Origin of the sequence: Pseudooceanicola aestuariicola (genome assembly GCF_045763785.1) — a bacterium.
GTDB lineage: Bacteria > Pseudomonadota > Alphaproteobacteria > Rhodobacterales > Rhodobacteraceae > Pseudooceanicola.
The window spans coordinates 1-20622 of the sequence record NZ_JBJGSF010000011.1 but is presented as its reverse complement, the minus strand read 5'-3'; the positions used below and the strand labels follow the sequence as shown (position 1 = coordinate 20622).

Below are 20622 nucleotides of genomic sequence, written 5' to 3'. Positions count from 1 at the left end.
TGATGAGCGACCAAGCTGCCCAAAGCTCCGACCTTTCGCCGATCCGCGGTGAACTCAAGGTTCTGAAGATCTCTATCTTTTTCATGATCGTCTTTGCCGGTTTGAACTTGTTGGCTCTTCTCAGGCTTTTGGGTGTTCCGGGTTTGCAACCGCTTCTGTTGTTGCTGTATCGAGCGATGGATGCGGTTATCGTGATTTCGTTCCTCAGGTATTGCGGATCATGGGTCAAGGTTCGCAGCATCGACCTTCTGCTGCTTATCTTCGCGACCTATCCATTCCTGATCGGTATTGCCCGCGGAAATCTTTCGATCACCTTTGCAAACGACACAGTAATCTTTTTCATGTTCATCGCGAAGATCGTAATTTTCAGAACGATTTTGTCACGCATTCACGCAGTTACCGACCTTGATTCGATTTTCAGAAAACCTGCGCGCAAACTCGTGTATTGGTGTGGTCTGTTTGCTGTAATTTCTCTTTCGGCGGCATTGGTCCTACTGGGAACCTCGTCAGGCCGCTATTATCAGGCACCTGCGGAAGTGACCTTTGCTGCGTCCCTCGTCTTGGCTCAGGGCAAGATTTTCACGTATCTTCTTTTTCTCGCGATTGCGCTTGCGGCAGGCAAGCGAATGGTCATGGTAGGGCTGCTTGTCATTGCGGCTTTCGCCGCTCTGGCCCACCCACGTGTAAGAAGAGCATTTCTCCGATTCTCGATCGTCGGCTTGGTGCTCCTTCCTGTGGTCGCCATTGCAAGCAGCACGTTGCTGAGTTCTGATCTTCAATTCGTCGACAAGATCCTAGGGACTTTCCGCCAAATAGAACGCGCCATGATGCAATCGGAAAGTTTTCTGGAAACGCTGATGTACACGGATCCAGGGCGCTATGTGGAATACGTATCATTGTTGCCTTATCTCACTGACTGGGCACTATGGTTCGGAAATGGATATGGTTTCCGATATGATCTCGATTCCAACTTCCTTTACGAATTCGGGATGGCCGGCTATTTGGAGGTGACGAACGCCCATTTTACGCCGCTGGCTATCACAGCCAAATCTGGTCTATTTGGCTTAATGATTTGGCTCATCTTGATCGGGCAGGTGTTGACGGCAAGGATCAATCGCAGGTCCTTTGTCGAGTATGCTTGTCGACTCGCCTTTATCTCGATGCTGGCTCAATCCCTTTTCGCATTTGGCTTTTTCATCAATATGTTCACACCGTTTTATATCGCGATGTCGATGGTTGGAAGCCGCCGGACCAAAGCGTCAAAACGCCCGGAGACCTTGGTCGCTGGCCAACGAAAAGGATACGCATGATATGTGCGGACTGGTTTTTGCACTCTCGACGCGGCCAGTGCGCAGCTTCGTGTCTGTCGCCCACGCTAGGCAGCGTTATCGCGGACCGGATGGCGAAGGTGTGCTGTTCGAAGCGACCCGCGGTGTACACATGGGCATGGCACACGAGCGGCTGGCAATCGTTGGGTTAAGCGAAAACGGCGCGCAGCCGATGCTGTCGGCCTCGGGGCGGTTCAGGATACTTTTCAACGGCGAAGTCTATAATTTTCGCGAGCTTGCCCGGCAATTTGGTCTGCATAATTTGAAATCAGGTACCGATACCGAGGTGATTGTTGAGCTTGTCGAGCGGTTGGGCATCGGCAAGGCCGTAGCGCATTTCAACGGCATGTGGGCGATGGTTGTTCAGGATATCGAGGCTAATCGCTTCTATATTTCGCGCGACAGGTTCGGCAAAAAGCCTCTCTATGTGCATCAAGACGCAAACGGCGTCTACATGGCCTCCGAGATGCACAGCCTTCTGGGACTGCCGGGTGTCGATCTGGCGCCAGACCCGGTGACCGCCTCGCGGTTTCTGGCGCAATCCTTGCAGAATGTAGATGACCGCAGTTGGCTGACGTCGATCAAATCATTCCCGCCCGCGTCGATCGGTGAAATCGACGGCGCCGACCCCACTGCGGGGGTCTCAAATATCCGCACTTTCTGGAAGCCCGGATACGAAATACCACTGCCGGCGCAAAGACCGGAAGATTACATCGAGGAACTCAGATCTGTTGTCCAAGATGCCATTCGGCTGCGCTTACACGCCGATGTCCCAGTCAGCGTTGCCCTGTCAGGGGGAATCGATTCGTCGATAATCGCGGTGCAGGCGACGCAGACGACCAGCGCCCAACAACAACGGACCGAACTTTTTTCAGCCGTAAATCCCGGGTCGAAAGAAGACGAGAGTGTCCATATCGACACGATGGCCAGCCATTTGGACAGCGATGTGCGGCGGTTCCGTCTCGATCCCGACGAAGGCGACGGATTGTTCGGTCTCTTGCAGGCCTGCATTCGCCACGCCGACGGACCAGTTACGTCATTTTCGAATCTGATTTTCTATAAGTTGATGGAAAGAGCGAGCTCAGTTGGGATAACTGTTGTATTGACTGGGCAAGGGGCAGACGAGGCCTTTTGCGGCTATCGCAAATACCCGATCCTGGAAATTAAACGCCTGCTGAGGGCGCGCCGTTTGGGTGAAGCAACTAAACTCGCGGCTGGGTTCATCGCCAACGGCACGGTCTTGCCCCAATTCAATTTGACCGAAGCCAAACGGTATGCCGGCGCTTCAAACAAATCAATCCTGGGAGAAGCCGCCGCAAACGCGCTTGATATGGCGCCCTTGGGCCAGATTACTTCATTGGGCGAACGTCAGTGGCTAGACGTTTCGAAATATTCAGTTCCGTACCTATGTCATTACGAAGATCGCATGTCGATGGCATGGTCGCGCGAGGTTCGTTCGCCGTTCCTTGACTATCGCGTCGTGGAAATGGGACTGCGTATGCCCGAGCGGTTGAAATTGTCACGGGGCTGGACGAAATATGTTCTGCGCAAGGCTTTCGAGCGGGACCTGCCGCAATCCATCACCTGGCGCAAGGACAAGAAAGGGTTCGTCAACCCACAGGACGATTGGCTCAGGGGCAAACTGCAACCTGTCGTTCGCGATTTGATGGGTCGCAGCGATGCGCGGGTCTATCAAACCGGGTTAGTGGACCGAGCCGGATACCGGGAACGCTTCGATGACTATTGTACTGGACGGGGGCAGGTCTGGTTCCGCGATGTGTTCGCACCTTTTGCCCTCGAGCTTTGGATGGCCAGCGCGGCAGAGATCCAATCAGACCTCAAGAAGCGTATGCTATGTCACGCTACAGCTTGATCGCCAGAACCGTTCCAAAGCTCGGCTGGCGCAATGTCGCCCGAGTGGCTCTGTACCGCGCAAAGCTCAAGGCCGGTTGGCGCCCGACTCCGCCGGACAAGCGGTTACCCAAAGCAAAGATCTACGGCTTAGACGAAGGCGTCCAGCATGTCGGGTCCGTCACGCTGAAGCTTTTTGGCTGGTATCCGGTCGAAATTGGGTCTTCACCAGATTGGCATGCCGATCCCTTAGGTCTGGACAACAGGCAAGACACTGACGTCGATTGGGTCGCAGCGTTGCAACGGATTGGCGACGGGGACGTCAAGCGGTATTGGGAGTTATCGCGCTTTTACTGGTTACCCCAATTCGCTCGGGCCGCGCGCCTTGGCGACACGGATGCCGCAAGCAGAATCGAAATCTGGTTGCGAAGTTGGATCGATGCAAACCCGCCCTATCGCGGTGTCAATTGGGCCTGTGGACAAGAGGCCGCCATTCGTCTGATGAACCTCGCACTTGCGGCTTTGATACTAGACACTTGGCGAGATCCTTCGCCAACAATTCAGTGGCTCGTTGAAGTCCACGCACGGAGAATTCGGAATACATTGTCCTATGCGCTTGGACAAGATAACAACCACGGCACCGCTGAAGCGTGCGGGCTCTACGTCGCAGGTAGCTGGGGGAAACGTTGGTTGATGCCTGACGCAGACCAATGCGAACGTACAGGGCTGAGATGGCTGAACAATCGTGCGCTGCGGATGATTCAGGCTGACGGCAGCCCATGCCAGTATTCGACGACCTACCACAGAGCCAACCTCGAAGGGTTCTGCCTGGCCGGTTTGTGGGCAGAAAAAACCGGTGCACCGCGACTGGGAACCAAGGCGCAGTCACGTATCTTAGATGGGGCCCGCTGGTTGCAAGCTATCGTCGACCCGGCAACCGGCGATGCGCCGAACTTGGGCTCGAACGACGGCTCGCACCTGTTCAGCGTGCCGGAAACTGACTACCGCGATTTTCGTCCGACCGTAGGCCTTGCGGCGGCGTTGTTCGGCGACGGGCGACCATGGCCTGATTATTATGATCCCAGAGTGACTGCGCTCGGCTTGACACAAGCTGATCATGTCTGGCCTTCACCGACGTCGCGGAGTTCCGATGTCGGCGGATATCATGTTCTTCGAACCGGACAGGCTATGGCTGTCTTGCGTTATCCACGGTTCCGCTATCGGCCCAGCCAGGCGGATGCGTTGCATGTCGACCTGTGGCACAAGGGGCGCAATCTGCTGCGCGATGGCGGCACTTATAGCTACGTTGCCGATGGGGCTGAGTGGTTCAGCGGCACCTCAGCGCACAATACCGTCACCTTTGATGAGCGCGACCAGATGCCCCGCCTGGGACGGTTCCTGTTTGGCGACTGGCTACGGGCTGAGGCGGTGCAGGAGGTGCAGACAGATGGGGACGCAGTCAGCGCCGCTGCTGCCTATACTGATGACGCAGGTGCGCGCCATCATCGGCAAGTTACCTTGACCCCCACGGGCCTTACCTGTGTAGATACGCTGTCGGGCAACTTCCGCCAGGCTGAGTTGCGCTGGCGCCTTTGTCCCGGCAACTGGGGTTTGGATGGAAGTACCCTGCGGGGCCAAGGGATAGTCATTACCGTCGAGGTGGAGGGCGATATTATTGCGCCAGTTTTGGGAACGACGCTCGAGTCACGCTATTACCAACACCGAGACGAGGTGCCACTGCTGTCGGTGAAGCTGCGGAAACCAGCCCGGATCGTAACGAAAATCGGTTTCTGATCATGCACGTTCTTTATTTCCATCAGCACTTCTCGACACCGCAAGGATCAGCTGGCACACGGTCCTACGAAATGGCCCAAGCACTCATCCGCTCGGGCCATAGCGTCACTATGGTCTGCGGTAGCTATGCGCAGGGCAACACCGGGTTGAGCGCGCAGTTTAAAAAAGGGCGGCGGCGCGGCACGGTCGATGGGATCGACGTCATTGAGTTCGATCTCAACTATGGCAATCACATGGGATTTGTTCAGCGCCTTGGCGTGTTTCTGAAGTTCGCATTTGGTTCTATCGGTGTGGCTCTGCGGGAGCCTGCGGATGTGGTTTTCGCGACAACGACTCCGTTGACCGCTGGAATACCGGGTATTTTTGCGCGGTGGCTGAGAAGAAAGCCTTTCGTATTTGAAGTTCGCGACCTTTGGCCGGAATTGCCCAAGGCGATGAAAGTGATCACAAACCCTGTCGTGCTCTGGCTTATGTCAGTGCTCGAATGGGCCTCGTATCGCTCAGCGGATCGACTGGTAGGGCTCTCACCTGGCATCGTCGAAGGAATTGCGGCGCGAGGTGTGGACAAAACTAGAATTGCGATGGTTCCTAACGGTTGCGATTTGGAGCTCTTCGCGACACCCGAAGATGCATGGCGTCCTGAAGGGGTGCGGGATGATCAGTTGCTTGCAATTTTCACTGGGACGCATGGAAACGCGAATGGACTAGATGCAGTTCTCAATGCTGCTGCGGTCTTGAAAGAGCGAAAACGCGATGACATCCGCATCGCTTTGGTGGGGCAAGGACGCGAAAAACCGAAGTTGAAAACGACAGCCGAAGCACGCAGCCTCGACAATGTTCTGTTTCTCGACTCTGTTCCGAAGACCAAGCTTGCCAGACTAATGGCTGGTGCCGATCTAGGGCTACAGATTCTCAGAAACGTGCCTGCATTTTATTTCGGTACATCTCCAAACAAATTTTTCGACTACATCGCCGCTGGGTTGCCTGTATTAAATAATTACCCAGGTTGGCTGGCCGGGTTGATAGAGGAAAATAACTGTGGATTTGCTGTGCCACCCGATGATCCGGCAGCCTTTGCCGATGCACTTATTGAGGCTTCAGAACACCGGGCCGATCTGCGTCAAAAAGGGATCAATGCGCAAGCTCTTGCGCAAGCTCGTTTTTCTCGCGCGGAACTGTCGAATGAATGGGTTCAATGGGTGACAGGCGCTTGGCGTTAGGCTTTAAGGCAGGTGATTGGAAAAAGTGAACGGTACGATAGATGAAACGGATCACCGATATTGTCGGAGCCGGGCTTGGTTTGCTCCTTTTGTCGCCCGTTCTTTTGATCGTCGCGCTCAAAATCCGCCGCCAGATGGGCTCACCCGTTCTTTTCCGCCAGACCCGACCCGGCTTGCACGGCAAACCTTTCCAAATGATCAAATTCCGAACGATGCGGGATGCACTCGACAAAGACGGCAACGCGCTCCCCGATGCCGAACGTCTCACCAAACTCGGCCGCTTCCTGCGCTCCAGTTCTCTCGACGAACTCCCCGAATTGTGGAACGTGCTCAAGGGTGACATGAGCCTCGTTGGGCCCCGTCCGCTCTTGATGGAATACCTCCCGCTCTACTCTACTGAACAAGCTCGCCGCCACGAGGTCCGGCCAGGGATCACCGGTTGGGCTCAGGTGAACGGTCGGAACGCGATTTCGTGGGACGAGAAGTTTGCGCTTGATGTCTGGTACGTCGATAACCGGACTCTCTGTTTGGATCTTAAGATCATTTGGCTGACGATCCGTAAAGTCATCAAACGTGACGGAATTTCTGCTGCGGGCGAAGCGACAATGCCCAAATTCACGGGAAACGAACATTGATATTATATGGAGTCTACGGTGCCAGCGGGTTCGGTCGAGAGGTCATGCCCTTGCTGAGGGCACAGGTTGGAGATGACCCCGAGGCCGAATGTGTCTTTGTGGATGATTCCGGTACGCAAATTAGTGTGAATGGTCACCGATGCCTTTCATTCGAGGATTTCTTGAGCCATCCAGCAGAAACACGCGCTGTAACGCTTGCCATTGGTGACGGTAAGGTCCGCGAAAAACTCGCTTCTAAATGCGAAGCGGCAGACGTACATTTCATTGATATCAAGGCGGGAAACTGCACGGTCCTCGACAATTCATCTTTCGGCGAAGGATTAGTCTTGTGCGGTAACGCGACGATTACTTCCAACGCCACGATTGGCCGCCATTTTCACGGTAACATCTATTCATACGTTGCCCACGACTGCGTTGTTGGCGATTTCGTCACCTTTGCGCCGGGTGTGATGTGTAATGGGAATGTCCATATCGAAGACCACGCCTATGTCGGCACTGGCGCTGTCTTGCGTCAGGGACAGCCAGACAAGCCATTGGTTATTGGTGCCGGCGCTACCGTCGGCATGGGCGCCGTCGTCACCCGCGATGTGCCGCCCGGAGTCACCGTCGTCGGCAATCCGGCCAAACCCCTCATCAAGGACTAACCATGCGCATCTACCTCTCTCGTCCTCATATGTCCGGCCATGAGGAGCAGCGCGTTTCCGAAGCCTTTGCATCGAATTTCGTGGCTCCGCTTGGCCCTCAACTCGATGCCTTCGAAGCATCGGTGCGCGACTACTTGGGCGCGGACGTGCATTGCGTTGGATTGTCCTCCGGCTCCGCCGCCCTGCACCTGGCACTGCGCATTGCCGGTGTTGGCCCCGGCGACGAGGTCTGGATTTCGTCTATGACCTTCGCGGGTGGCATCTTCCCTTTGAACTACCTCGGCGCGACACCGCGTTTCTTTGACCTGTCGCCCGACACTTGGACGATCGATACCGCTCGCCTTTCCGATGAGCTGGCCAAGGCGTCTACTGAAAACCGGCTGCCAAAGGCTATCGTGCCAACTGACCTTTACGGCCAATCCGTCGACCTCGATGTGCTGGAAGACCTCGCCGCGCAATACGACGTCCGCCTTATCCTCGACAGTGCCGAAAGCCTGGGCGCATCCTACCAAAATGGCCGCAAGGCTGGCACCGGCGGTGACGCGGCAATCCTGTCGTTCAATGGTAACAAGATCATCACCACCTCGGGCGGTGGTATGCTGGTCACCCCTCACAAAGACTGGGCCGATGAAGCGCGGTTTCTGGCCACTCAGGCCCGCGACCCCGCCCCGCATTACGAGCACTCGACCTACGGTTACAACTACCGCCTGTCCAACATTTGCGCCGCCATTGGGCTTGGACAGATGGAGGTCTTGGACGACCGCGTTGCCCGCCGTCGAGAGATCTTCGCCCGATATGAAGAAGCGCTGTCCCGGCCCGGCATCACATTTATGCCCGAGCCCGAGGGTCAGCGATCAACGCGCTGGCTGACAGCCCTGACCATCGATACTGATGTCGTCGGCAAATCCCGTGAGGACATCCGTTTGATGCTGCTGGAACATGAAATCGAGTCGCGCCCCCTGTGGAAGCCTATGCATATGCAGCCGCTTTATGACGGCGCGCCGTATCACGGCACAGGATTTGACGAAGGGCTTTTCCGCGATGGCCTTTGCCTACCCTCAGGTAGCGACATGCTCAATGATCAGCAGGACGAAGTGATCGACCGGATCAAGGACCTGCTAGGTTAAAGCAGGTCTAACCCTACTCCTCCACCTTCTCCCCCGCCAAAGTCGACCACCGATCATCACGCGGCGGTTTCGGTGGCGTCTCACAAGCCCCCTGATGGATGTTCACCTTGGCGATGAAGTTGGCGGACACTGGCGCCGTTACAAACAAAAACGCCATGATCAGCAACTCGTGCATCGATCCGTCTCCGCGCGCCAAGGACACCAGCATCGCGGCCAGCAAAAGCATGCCGATCCCGGCGGTGCCGACCTTGGTGGGGGCATGCAATCGGGTCATCGGGTCGTTGAACTTTAGCAATCCAATCACTCCGACCGCGATGAAGAACGATCCGACCAGCAGGAAGAACCCGGCTGCGTACATAAGAAGCGTCTCGATCGTCATTCGATGATGTCCCCCCGAAGGATAAAGCGCGCCAGCGCGACGGTGGATACGAAACCCAACATCGCGATCAGCAGCGTCACTTCGAAATAAACCTGCACGCCCTGCGATACGCCCAAGACCAGAACCAACCCAAGCGCGTTGATCACCATGGTGTCGAGCGCAAGGATACGGTCCCCGACGCTTGGCCCGATCAGCAGGCGCAGCATCGACATGATCTGGCCAAACGCCAGCGTGACGAAGGCGATCATCAGGGCGATGTCGAAAAATCCGGTCGCGGTCATGAGAAGATCTCCAGCAGGCGGGCCTCGTAACGCTGCTTGATGTCGTCGCGCACGGCGTCCGGGTCATCGGTGTGCAGCACATGGACCAGCAGCGAATGGCCCTCGTCCGACAGATCGGCCGACACGGTGCCGGGCGTCAGCGTGATGGTGCCGGCAAGGATGGTGATCGCTTCGGGCTGTTTCAGCTCTAGCGGGATGACGATCCAGGCGGGGCGCAGTTTCGAATTGGGCACCGTGATGATGATCCACGCCACCTGGAAGTTCGCGTAGATGATGTCCCACAGCACCAGCAGCGTGTAGGGGACCATCTTGGTGATGCGGAAAGCCTTGGGCTTTTCCGGCCACCAGATCGCCGTCAGACGCGGGATGATGATGCCAAGGATGATGCCGAACACGACCATCCCGGCGGTGATCTGGTTCTGCAGCAGAACCCATACGATCACCAGAACGACGCTGAGCAGTGGGTGCGGGAAAAGCCAGCGGAAGGCGCGGGTCATGTCAGTAGCCCTCCTCTTTCGGCTCACTTAGCTTGCCGGGGGTCTCCAGCACGGTCGAGGTATAGGCCTCGTGCGCGAACAATTCCGTGGCGATCGCGGTGGTGTAGCGATGCACCTGCCCGGCGAAAACTGTATGGGCGATCAACAGCGCGATCAGCCCGCCGATGGCCACATAGGACAAGGGGCTGGGGGTCGCGATCACCTCGATCTCGCCCTCCTCGGGATTGACCGGAACGCCGTGGGATTTCCAGAACACGACGCTCCCTGCCCGCGCGAAACCGACGACCGTCACCAACGATGCAGTCAGAACAATCGCCCAGACCCAGACCACCAGATCCGCGCCGACTGACGCCTGCAGCACCAGCAGTTTGCCCAAGAACCCGGACAAGGGCGGCAGACCCGCCATTGCAATCGCGCCGACAAAGAAGAGGCCCGCAGTCAGATAGGTCCCGGCCAAGGGGGCCTGCGTCGTCAGGTCCACGTTCCCCCTGCCCGTCCGGATCAGGTCCGAGATCAGGAACAGCACCGCGCCCGCGAGGGTCGAGTGGATGATGTAGTACAGCGCCGCGCCAATGGCCTCTGGCGTGAACAGCGAAATTGCGATCATCACCATGCCCATCGACCCGACGATGGAAAACGCGATCAACCGGTCCATCCGTTTCGCACCCAGCACGCCGACCGCCCCGATCGCACAGGACACCAGCGCCGCGGGCAGGAACCACGCGTCGATCAGGTCGGCCGTCACCGCCAAATCCGGCGGGAAGATCATCGTGTAGACGCGGATGATCGCATAGGCGCCAACCTTAGTCATGATGGCGAACAGCGCGGCCACCGGCGCAGGTGCCTCGGCATAGCTGGACGGCAGCCAGAAGTGCAGCGGAACGAGTGCTGCCTTGATCGCAAAGACCAGCAGCAACAGCACCGCAGCGACACGGATACCCACGGTTTCCTCGGGCCCGATGGCCGTCACACGCTGCGCCAGGTCGGCCATGTTCAGCGTCCCCGTCTCGGCATAGATCGACCCAAGCGCGAACAGGAACAGCGTGGACCCGATCAGGTTATACAGCACATACTGCACACCCGCCTTCAGACGATCATTGCCGCCCGAATGGATCATCAGACCGTAGGAGGCGATCAGCAGAACCTCGAAGAAGACGAACAGGTTGAACAAATCGCCCGTCAGGAAGGCACCGAGGATGCCCATCAACTGGAACTGGAACAGCGCGTGGAAGTGCCGCCCCCGGTTATCCCAGCCGGATCCGATGGCATAAAGCAGAACGAACAGCGCCAGCACCGTGGTCAGCAAAACCATCATGGTGGACAGGCGATCCCCCACGACCACGATGCCAAACGGCGCGGCCCAGTCGGACAGTTGGTACAGGATGACGGATCCGTCAGACACCTGCCATGCCAGCATCGCCGACAGCCCGATCAGGACCAGAACGCCAGTGACGGAAAACACCCGCTGGATGCCGATGTGGTACCGCGCGGCCAGCACGATGAACGGGGCCAGAAGAGCGGGGATGACGATGGGAAGGATGATCCAATGGGTCATGACTGCGCCTCCCCGTCTTGCGGCTGGGTTTCGTGCAGGTCGTCCACGTGGTCATCATCCGCACCCAGATAGGCGCCCAGACCGATCATCACGACCACGGCGGTCATGCCGAACGAAATCACGATGGCCGTCAGCACCAGCGCCTGAGGCAGCGGATCCGTATAGGTCGTCACATCATCGAACAGGATCGGCGGCGCGCCCGTCGTCAAACGGCCCGAGGCGAACAGAAACACGTTCACCGCATAGGTCAGCAGCGAAATGCCAAGGATTACCGGGAAGGTGCGCAGACGCAGCACCAGATAAATCCCGGCGGTGGTCAGAACCCCGATGGCAGAGGCGACGATCAATTCCATGTCACTTCTCCCCCTGCAGTGCGGTCAGATTGTCCAAAGGCCCGTCCGTCCGGCTTGGGTCGATGTCCATCGGGTGATCCGTGTCCGGCATATCCGCCCGCCGCGCTAGGCGAGAGAAGCTTTCCAGCGACAGCATCACCGCGCCGACCACGGCGAGGAACACGCCCAGATCGAACAGGGCGGCGGTGGCCAGTTCAAACTTCTCGAACGGTGGGATCCGCACGTAGGTGAAATCCGACGTCAGGAAGGGTTTCGACACGAACCAAGACCCCATCCCCGTAAACCCGGCCACCAAGACCCCTGCCCCGATCACCCCGTGATACGGATACCGCAACCGCGCCGAGGTCCAGGCAAAGCCGCTTGCCATATACTGCATCACCACGCCGATCGACACGATCAGACCGGCGATGAACCCGCCGCCCGGTTCGTTATGACCGCGCAGGAAGATGAAGAAGCCAACCATGATGACGACGGGCATGATCACACGGGTCAGCACCACCATCATCATCGGGTGACGATCACCCGCCTGCGGCTGATCGGGTTCGCGGTTCAGCAACCGCCGCCGCACAGGGCCATCCAAAAGCGTCTCGGTCAGCGCATAGATCAACAGCGCGGCGATCCCCAACACGATGATCTCGCCATAGGTATCGAAGCCCCGGAAATCGACAAGGATCACGTTGACCACGTTGGTGCCCCCGCCCCCTTTGTAGGAATTCGCCAGATGGAATTCCGAAATCGGCGTCTGCACCGCGTCGCGCAACAGGTAATGCCACGACAGCGCGAAGGTGCCGAGGCCCCCGGCAATCGCCACGACCGCATCACGCACCCGGCGCAGCACGCTTGATTCCACCGGGGTCCGGTTGGGCAGGAAATTCAGCGCCAGCAGCAACAGGATGATCGTCACAACCTCGACCGTGAACTGCGTCATCGCCAGATCCGGCGCGCTCAGGAAGACAAAGCCGACCGACACCATCAACCCGACGATCCCGATCAGGATCAGCGCGGCCAGTCGGTTGCGGTGGAAAATCACCAGCGCGATCGTCGCCGCCACCAGCATCCCCCAGCCCGCGATCATCACCGGGCTGGCGGGCTGCACGGCCCGCGTCGCCGCGCCCACCGTACCCGTGACCCAAGCATGATAGCCCGCCGCCACCATCGCCACGATCCCGATCATCGCATAGCGCGTGAACGACCCGTTGTGCAGCAACCCGGTCGCGGCTTTGGCCAGCGACGCGAAGGCCTCGACAATCGCCTCGAAAATCACCTTCGCCTCGGGCCGCGGCGTGGCTTCCCAGACTTTGGACAGGGGCGCGAAAAGGAACAGCAGCACCAGACCGCCGACCACCGCGATGATCGACATGTACAGCGCCGGGACCAGACCGTGCCAGATCTTGATATGCGCGTCCGGCACATCGACCACGCCGCCAAGGACCGATGCGGTCACCAGCTTGACGAAAGGCTCGGCCAGAAACGGCGCGACCCCGATCACCACAACGAGGGTCGCCAGAATCGCAGGCGGCATCCACATGCCGGGGTTCGGATCATGCGGCTTGGCCGGATAATCGTCGCGCTTCGGCCCCAAGAAGGTGTGAGAGATAAAGCGGAAGCAATAGGCCGCCGAAAACAGCGACCCCGCCACCGCCAGCACCGGGACCAGCCAGTCCGACCCGAACAGAACCGTGTGCGACGCTTCCTCCAGCATCATTTCTTTCGACAGGAACCCGTTTAGCAGCGGGATCCCCGCCATCGACAGCGCCGCGACCGTGGCGATCACGAAGGTCACCGGCATCAGATGCCGCAACCCACCAAGGCGGCGAATGTCCCGCGTGTGCGCCTCGTGATCGACGATCCCTGCGGACATAAAGAGCGCGGCCTTAAACGTCGCGTGGTTCAGGATGTGGAACACGGCGGCGAACGCGCCAAACGCCGTACCCGTCCCCAACAGCATCGTAATCAGCCCCAGATGCGACACCGTCGAAAACGCCAGCAGCGCCTTCAGGTCATGTTTGAACAGCGCAATCACAGCGCCCAGCACCATGGTGATCAACCCGGCGGTGGTGACGATCCCCACCCATTCCGGCGTGCCCGACAATACCGGCCACATCCGCGCCATCAGGAAGATCCCCGCCTTCACCATGGTGGCCGAGTGCAGATACGCCGACACCGGAGTCGGCGCGGCCATCGCGTGCGGCAGCCAGAAGTGGAACGGGAACTGGGCGGATTTGGTAAAGCACCCCAGCAGGATCAGGATCAGCGCGGGCAGATACAGCGGGCTATCCTGGATCAGCTCACGGTTCTGTAGAATGACGCTCAGATCAAACGACCCGACGATATTCCCAAGGATCAGCATCCCCCCGACCATCGCCAGACCACCCATGCCCGTCACGGTCAGCGCCATCCGCGCGCCTTGGCGACCTTCGGGCAGATGCTTCCAATAACCGATCAGCAGGAAGGACGACAGCGAGGTCAGCTCCCAGAACACCAGAAGCAGCAGGATGTTGTCCGACAAAACGATCCCCACCATCGCGCCCTGGAACAGCAGCAGATAGGTGAAGAACTCGCCCATATTGTCTTCGCGGCTCAGGTACTGGCGACCATAGGCGATGATCAGCAGCCCGATCCCGAGGATGAGGAAGGCAAAGAAGAACCCCAGCCCGTCCAGCATCAGCGTAAAGTTCAGACCCAAAGCCGGCATCCAGTCGATCCCGACCATCACCGTCTGCCCGTTCAGCACGGCGGGCAGGTTGGTCAGAAGCCCCACGAAAGCGGCCAAAGTCACGGTGAACGTCACGCCAGCGGTCGCCGACCGACCGGCCGCATTCATCACACCGGGCAGCAGCGCACCAAGGAAAGGCAGAGCGACGATAAGGAATAGGGACACGTTGGACAGCCTGTTTGGACGTTTGGCTGCTATTCATGCACGGAGGGGATAAGTTTTTCCAGTAGGTTCGGGCCAAATTTTTGGTGCAAGAACAGTGTCAAAACCTCGTGGTCGCCCTTGTATTTTGCCGGAGAGACCCTACCCCATCACTCCGCCCGCATTGATCATGCAATGATCTGGCCGCGGAGACTGTGAAAGGAACGCGCGCCTGTCTACCGACGCTTCAAAGCCCGACGATCTTTCGGGCGTCGAGCGTCGACGATGAACTTTAACGCGTGCTGGGCGCCGGGATTGCCGCCAAGAACCGCGCAAACATTTGATAAAAATAAGCAAATGCAGAAATTGCCACTTGGCAATTTCCATCACCCCCCTGCCCTATCCTTCAGAAACTGCTCCACCGCGGCCCTCAGCTCCTCATCCGGCAGATCCTTCGCAAACTCCAGCACGACCCGCCCCTTAGCGCGGCGCAGATGCACGCCTCCGGCCTGCGCGCCAGCGCGATAGGTTTTGTCTGCCGCCTTCCGCTCCTTCTTGGGCTTGGACGCTGCCTTCAACCGCGCCATGACCTGAGCGGCCGTCAAAGCCGCCCCCGCCTTGCGCTCATCCGCGATCTTGCTGGCCTCATAAACGATCCGCAGCCGCCCCTCTTCCCCCTTCATCAGGGGCTTCAACGTCCGGGCGTGCAGCTCTTTCACATCGCGCGGCGAGGCAAAAGCAGCCACAACCCGATCATCCAGCTTCGCCAAATCCAGATAGCGCGACAGCCAAGTGGTCGAAGCCTGCAACCGCTCTGCCATGACGTTCTGCTTGCCGCCGTAATACTCCGTCAAAGCGCGGGCATAATCGCGCGCTCGCTCCAGGTCCGAGATATCCTCGCGGTCGCGGTTCTCGATATCCGCCAGCCGGAAGGCCTCTTCATCGGTCAGCTCACGCTCTTCGATCAGATACTGGAACTTGGGGTAGTTGTTGGCGCGCAGCCAGCTGATGGCGAAATGACGACGGGCACCGCAGATCACCTCGAACTCTGGCCCCTCCCCTGCCCCGCCACGCAAGCGACGCACGATGGCCGGAAACTCCTGCTGACCCTGCGACAGCAAACCGTCGATCAGATCGCGGCAGTTGTCTTCGGTCAGCAGATCGTAGGCGCGGTTGTGGCCTTCCCACATCACGCAGCTCGCCGGGTCCACCAGCCGCAGCACCTTTTCCTGCCGCTGCCCGCCCGCCTGTTCGGCCATCGTGTTGGACCGTTTCAGGAACCGCGCGCCGGATCGGTCGCGGGGCGTGGTCGGCTCTTCAATATCCTTCAGGACGTCGTCGAAAATCGCGTCGTGCTTCTTGCTCACAGGATGCCCTCCTTGCGCAATGCCGCGTGATGGCTGGGCCATGTCTTGCGGATCAATGTCTCAACTTCCTTGCCGACCGCATCCAGATAGACGCGGCAGCGTTTGTGCGTGTCGGTGCGGGTCGCAGCGCCGCTCATTTCATACACGCTCATCAGGTTGGCGGTGGCATTGTCGATCTCGGCCGAATCCTTCAGCACGGCCTGCATCATGTCGTGCGGAAAGACCGCCTCCATGACGCGCTTGATCGCCTGATGCGCGCTTTTCTGATCATTCATCTTGGTCGCCAGAATCTTAACAAAGTGATACCCCCGCGCACCGCCATGTTCGGCCAGCTCGTTCAGGGTCGCGCCCATCATCTTCAGAAAATGCGCGGTGGAGCCGAAGTCGATATTGTTCGGCGGCGCCGGGATCAACAGCGCGTTCGCGGCGCGCAGAACGGACAATGAGATCATGCCAAGCGCCGGCGGCGGGTCCAGAAGGATCACGTCGAACTGGTCCGAAATCGTCTCTATTCCGCTGCGTAGTCTATCAAGAACGAAGCTTTGTTCCCGCACCATGCGCGCCGCAAATTCGTATTCGGCGTCGTACAGCCCAAGGTTCGCCGGGATCATCGCGATCCCCGGCCAATAGGTCGCGCGCAAGGCATAGTGCAGGGTCGACGGGCCGCCGTGCCGGAAGAAGGGATAAAGCGTGTCCTCATCCTCATCCACGTCTACATCGGGGTTCAGCCCAAAAACGGATGTCGTCGACCCTTGGCTGTCGCAGTCGATCACGCAGACCCGGTAGCCTTTCAGCGCGAGGTATTGCGCCAGATGCACGACGACGGTGGACTTGCCGACGCCGCCTTTAAAGTTCTGAACCGCCAGCACGGTCGCCGGGTCGCCCTCGGCCCGGCGCGGCGACGTGCCGAAGACTTCGCGCATCCGATTGATGTCTTCTAAGGTATAGCCCGTGCGGCGTCCGGTGTCCGGATCCTTCTCCGGCTCCGGCAGACGGCCATCGTTTTCCGCATCCCGAATGGCCTTTTCGGTTCGACCAACCATCTCGCCCGCGGTGCGGACGTTAAACCGGATATTCAGCGTTTTCTGAGTGCCCGGCGAAAACACCCGTTCGCGCAGACGGTTGATGACCGTATCGGCCCGCCGCGCAAGGTTGTCGATTTCGTCCAGGGTGACAGGGTAATCCTGTTGCATGTCTTTGCCTGCTCTTTTTCTTTTGACAAAAAGATCATGCCTTTTTCCCCGAATCCTCTCAAGTGCGAATATATCGGCATCAGCCCTCAAAAACCGAACGTTGGGGGGATTGGCGGTGAAGTGCGGAGTTCTCGGTGAAACTGAGCGTCGGAAAACCCAAGAGGTAAGGTTTCTACTCTGCGCAGGCCATGTCGCAGGCTACCCTGAAAAATCCCAAAAATAAAAAACCCTCCTCTTCTTAGATTCAGGGATTCATTTGTTCAGGGTTCCGATGGGTCAATCCAGCAACGCTATTTCAAGCATATAGCCTACATTTCGGGACGGTATCGCTTACAGATCGGGGTGGCTGCCCTTACCTATCGGGAGGTCTGACGCTACACCTTGGGTGCCTTAAACTTACGTTTCGGGTGGGGCGAATCGAGGGGAATCACCCTGTCAGAAAACCCCTGTTTTTACAGGCCCATCCGATTCGGTCCCGGAGTCTGTCCCCTGCTTAAACCTTACATTTCGGGTGCGCCTGGTTTCACGGCCAGCTTGTCAGCTTACGTCCCATAGGCTACAAATGTAAGAAAATGAGGTAACGGACCCGAGCAGATGGCCAAGCCTTCCAAACCATACCGCACGGTCGACGCCCGGCCAAGCAGCGAGTCGCTGGTCAAACCCGGTGAGCTTGTCGACCTGATCGAGGTCACGCCGCTGACCCTGACAGACCGTCGCATCTATAACCAGCTTCTGGAAAACGCGTGGGAAGCGATCGACAAGCCGGTGCTGCATGTCATCGCCAAGTCCGATCTGCGCGGGTCGCATAATTCCAACGACAGGGTCGGGGAATCGATCGAACGCCTCATGGCCGCGATCGTAAAGGTCGAAGCGGTCTGGGACGGTAAGCCTGCCATCGAACGCGTCCAACTGTTGGGCGGCAACATGGAGATGGCGCGGGCGGATGGGCTCTTCGAATACGAAATCCCGCCGAGGCTGCGTAAGATCATCTCGAACTCCACCGTCTTTGCGCGGCTGCAACGTGAAGTGATGTTTGCCCTGTCGTCGAAATATGCGCTGACGCTGTACGAGATGGTCCAGAAACGCGGCAACCTGCGCTGGCGGTCGTCAGAGAAATTCACGTTGGACGCGCTGCGCGGAGTGTTGGGTGTGCCCAAGGGCAAGCTGACATCGTGGTCGAACCTGAGGATGCGCGCGATCGACCCGGCAGTGGCCGAGGTGTCGGCGCTGTCGGACTACATGGTCGAGGTGAACCCCGTGAAAACCGGCCGGTCGGTGACCCATGTGGAAATGCGTTGGTGGCGCAAGGATGGAGAAGCAACGGACAAGGCAGAGCGTGCATTGCAATTCGCATCGCCAGGCCGCCGGGCGCGGGCCGAAGGGCGGGCGGAGGAGTTGGCGCCAGAGGCTCCGAAAGCTGCGTCGGTCAAACCTCGGCCAGCATGGCTGGATCGGCAAGGCGCGGCGTTGAAGACGCAGACCTACGAGACGGCCAAGCTGCGGTTTCCGGGGTATGATGTGTATTACGTTGAGGGTGAGTGGCGGTCTTGGGCCGCGGATAAGGAGCCTGCGGCGGACCCCGACCGGGCGTTTCTGGCGTTCTTCAAGAAGTTCTCGGACGCGAATCCCCTCTGAGCAGAGTTCTGAAAACGTTGAGTTTTTTCTGAAATTGCCAGTCGGCAACTTTCTGGCAAATGGACGCTCTAGCAGGGTGTTCGTCCGCGTAACCCCTCGCCACTAAGCCGTTGCGCGGAAAAAACCTGCAAAAGGCGCTTCGGCAGATATCAGCGTGGATTAACTTCTCAAAAAGAAACGTTTCACCGAATCCTGTTTTATTGTTAAGCAAATCAAGGCATTTGCCCTACCTAATTCAAAGTTTGCATTCCAATGTTACAGTCTCGTCTCCTCGGTTTGTCGCGCGCAAAGAAGAGAGCCATCCTTCTTGCGGTAGACACGGTTCTTGTTCCCATCTCTCTTTATCTGGCATTTGCACTGCGCTACGGCACCGGCGCACCGCTTAGTCTTACGGCGACGTCGTGGGAGTTGATTCCGGCGATGACAATCATTGGCGTCGGCATCATTTGGGCGTTCCGACTGCACCGCATCAAGCTTTACGCTTTCGATATCCATTCGATCGGAACCATCGGTCAGGCGGCCTTAGCGCTGGCCATAACCGCGATGTCGATCAGCTATCTTTTCGATTTCTCTGCGCCGCGTTCCGTCCCGATCCTGTTTGGCTTTTTCTTCTGTAGCCTTGCTGTCGCCGCTCGCCTAGCTGGCCTCGCGTTTTTGCGGTGGCTCTTCGGGCGCGGGGCAGACCGGACACGGGTCGCGATCTATGGTGCAGGTGCGGCGGGCATCCAATTGGCTGCGGCCTTGCGGCAAGCGTCCGAGGCGACGCCGGAATTCTTCGTCGACGACAACCCGAACCTTCACGCCCTAAGGGTTGCAGGCCTAGACGTGCATGATCCGCACAAACTGCCCAAGCTGGTCGCCAAACACCGTATCAAACAGATCCTGCTGGCCGCACCGTCGATGGAAAAGGCGCGCCGGGATCGCATCCTGAAAGACCTGAGCGCACTGGGCGTAGAGGTGCAGGTTTTGCCGTCCTACGTCGAGTTGATGTCCGGCAAAGGCTTGGTTGAAAGCCTGCGCACCGTGACACCGGATGAACTGCTTGGCCGCGACAAGGTCGCCTTGGACATTCCCGAAATCGCCAAGGCCTACGCGGGCCGGGTGGTCATGGTCACCGGGGCAGGGGGTTCTATCGGGTCCGAACTTTGTCGGCAACTTCTGAACTGTAACCCCGCGCGCATCGTTTTGTTCGAACAGGGCGAATACCAACTCTACTCGATCAATCAGGAAATGCAGGCCGAGGCGACGGGCTCTGGCATCCCGGTCATCGCGCGCCTTGGGTCGGTCACCAACAGGGCCCGCGTGTCCGGCGTGATCGCCGAAGAGGGCGTTGAGATCATCCTGCACGCTGCGGCCTATAAACACGTGCCATTGGTCGAAGAGAACGAGCTGGAAGGCGCGCGGAATAACGTGCTGGGAACTCAGGTCGTGGCGGATGCTGCGGCGGCTGCAGGGATCGAACGGTTTATCTTGGTGTCGACCGACAAGGCCGTCCGCCCGACCAACATCATGGGCGCGACCAAGCGTATGGCGGAACTGGTCGTGCAGGACATGCAGACCCGCAACACGACCACGCGGTTTGCGATGGTGCGGTTCGGGAACGTTCTGGGATCATCCGGATCGGTGCTGCCCTTGTTCCAGAAACAGATTGCGGCGGGTGGGCCGGTGACCGTCACCCATTCGGAGGTCACGCGGTTTTTCATGACGATCCCGGAGGCGTCTCGTCTGGTCCTGCTGGCCGGGGCCTACGCCAAAGGAGGCGACGTCTTCGTGCTGGATATGGGAGAGCCGCAGAAGATCATCGATATCGCGCATCGGATGGTCAAACTCTCCGGTCGGACGGTGAAGGACCCGGTGACGGGTGAGGGGGATATCGAGATCAAGGTGACCGGGCTGCGACCGGGCG

General features: G+C 58.6%; 17 protein-coding genes. 9 read left to right on the top strand and 8 right to left on the bottom strand.

All coding sequences use genetic code 11. The features are described 5' to 3' along the window. Positions 1-2: 2 nt before the first annotated feature. From ACI3GR_RS19055 to ACI3GR_RS19025, 7 genes are read left to right on the top strand one after another with little or no spacing between them, the layout of a single operon-like run. Complete coding sequence (locus tag ACI3GR_RS19055; RefSeq protein WP_407496734.1) at positions 3-1310, top strand: O-antigen ligase family protein; 1308 nt, start codon at positions 3-5, stop codon at positions 1308-1310. A gap of 1 nt (position 1311) precedes the next feature. Continuing rightward, positions 1312-3201, top strand: a complete 1890-nt coding sequence (gene asnB, locus ACI3GR_RS19050) for an asparagine synthase (glutamine-hydrolyzing) (RefSeq protein WP_407496733.1) — start codon at positions 1312-1314, stop codon at positions 3199-3201. Further along, positions 3183-4973, top strand: a complete 1791-nt coding sequence (locus tag ACI3GR_RS19045; RefSeq protein WP_407496732.1) for a heparinase II/III family protein — start codon at positions 3183-3185, stop codon at positions 4971-4973. The genes asnB and ACI3GR_RS19045 overlap by 19 nt, the downstream gene beginning before the upstream one ends. Before the next feature lie 2 nt (positions 4974-4975). Next, positions 4976-6193 (top strand): glycosyltransferase family 4 protein, encoded by a 1218-nt coding sequence (locus ACI3GR_RS19040; RefSeq protein ID WP_407496731.1) that lies wholly within the window; start codon positions 4976-4978, stop codon positions 6191-6193. A 41-nt stretch (positions 6194-6234) separates the two neighbouring features. After that, on the top strand, positions 6235-6828 hold the full coding sequence (locus ACI3GR_RS19035; RefSeq protein WP_407496730.1) for a sugar transferase: 594 nt from the start codon (positions 6235-6237) through the stop codon (positions 6826-6828). Further along, positions 6825-7472, top strand: a complete 648-nt coding sequence (locus ACI3GR_RS19030; protein WP_407496728.1) for an acetyltransferase — start codon at positions 6825-6827, stop codon at positions 7470-7472. Before ACI3GR_RS19035 ends, ACI3GR_RS19030 begins: the two co-directional genes overlap by 4 nt. Positions 7473-7474: 2 nt before the next feature. Beyond that, a complete protein-coding gene (locus ACI3GR_RS19025; protein ID WP_407496726.1) occupies positions 7475-8599 on the top strand; it encodes a DegT/DnrJ/EryC1/StrS family aminotransferase in 1125 nt (374 codons plus the stop codon). A gap of 13 nt (positions 8600-8612) precedes the next feature. Here ACI3GR_RS19025 and mnhG read toward each other — a convergent pair whose 3' ends face one another. The 8 genes from mnhG to ACI3GR_RS18985 all read right to left on the bottom strand — a co-directional run bounded on the left by mnhG (position 8613) and on the right by ACI3GR_RS18985 (position 17081). Beyond that, positions 8613-8978, bottom strand: coding sequence for a monovalent cation/H(+) antiporter subunit G (mnhG, locus tag ACI3GR_RS19020; protein ID WP_407496724.1), 366 nt, complete (start codon positions 8976-8978; stop codon positions 8613-8615). Further along, on the bottom strand, positions 8975-9259 hold the full coding sequence (locus ACI3GR_RS19015) for a K+/H+ antiporter subunit F (RefSeq protein ID WP_407496722.1): 285 nt from the start codon (positions 9257-9259) through the stop codon (positions 8975-8977). Before ACI3GR_RS19015 ends, mnhG begins: the two co-directional genes overlap by 4 nt. After that, on the bottom strand, positions 9256-9756 hold the full coding sequence (locus ACI3GR_RS19010) for a Na+/H+ antiporter subunit E (RefSeq protein ID WP_407496721.1): 501 nt from the start codon (positions 9754-9756) through the stop codon (positions 9256-9258). The genes ACI3GR_RS19015 and ACI3GR_RS19010 overlap by 4 nt, the downstream gene beginning before the upstream one ends. 1 nt (position 9757) lies before the next feature. Beyond that, positions 9758-11311 (bottom strand): monovalent cation/H+ antiporter subunit D, encoded by a 1554-nt coding sequence (locus ACI3GR_RS19005; RefSeq protein ID WP_407496719.1) that lies wholly within the window; start codon positions 11309-11311, stop codon positions 9758-9760. Further along, positions 11308-11664 (bottom strand): Na+/H+ antiporter subunit C, encoded by a 357-nt coding sequence (locus tag ACI3GR_RS19000; RefSeq protein ID WP_407496717.1) that lies wholly within the window; start codon positions 11662-11664, stop codon positions 11308-11310. The genes ACI3GR_RS19005 and ACI3GR_RS19000 overlap by 4 nt, the downstream gene beginning before the upstream one ends. Position 11665: 1 nt before the next feature. After that, positions 11666-14545: a monovalent cation/H+ antiporter subunit A gene (locus ACI3GR_RS18995; protein WP_407496716.1), complete on the bottom strand. Its 2880-nt coding sequence runs from the start codon at positions 14543-14545 to the stop codon at positions 11666-11668. A gap of 362 nt (positions 14546-14907) precedes the next feature. After that, positions 14908-15888 carry a ParB/RepB/Spo0J family partition protein gene (locus ACI3GR_RS18990; RefSeq protein ID WP_407496714.1) on the bottom strand — a complete coding sequence of 327 codons (981 nt, stop codon included), beginning with the start codon at positions 15886-15888 and terminating at the stop codon, positions 14908-14910. Beyond that, a complete protein-coding gene (locus ACI3GR_RS18985; RefSeq protein WP_407496712.1) occupies positions 15885-17081 on the bottom strand; it encodes an AAA family ATPase in 1197 nt (398 codons plus the stop codon). The genes ACI3GR_RS18990 and ACI3GR_RS18985 overlap by 4 nt, the downstream gene beginning before the upstream one ends. 594 nt (positions 17082-17675) lie before the next feature. Here ACI3GR_RS18985 and ACI3GR_RS18980 point away from each other — a divergent pair. After that, positions 17676-18716 (top strand): replication initiation protein, encoded by a 1041-nt coding sequence (locus tag ACI3GR_RS18980; protein ID WP_407496710.1) that lies wholly within the window; start codon positions 17676-17678, stop codon positions 18714-18716. Positions 18717-19136: 420 nt separating this feature from the next. After that, positions 19137-20622, top strand: a 1486-nt coding sequence (locus ACI3GR_RS18975) for a polysaccharide biosynthesis protein (RefSeq protein ID WP_407496709.1), incomplete at its 3' end; no start/stop codon positions are given.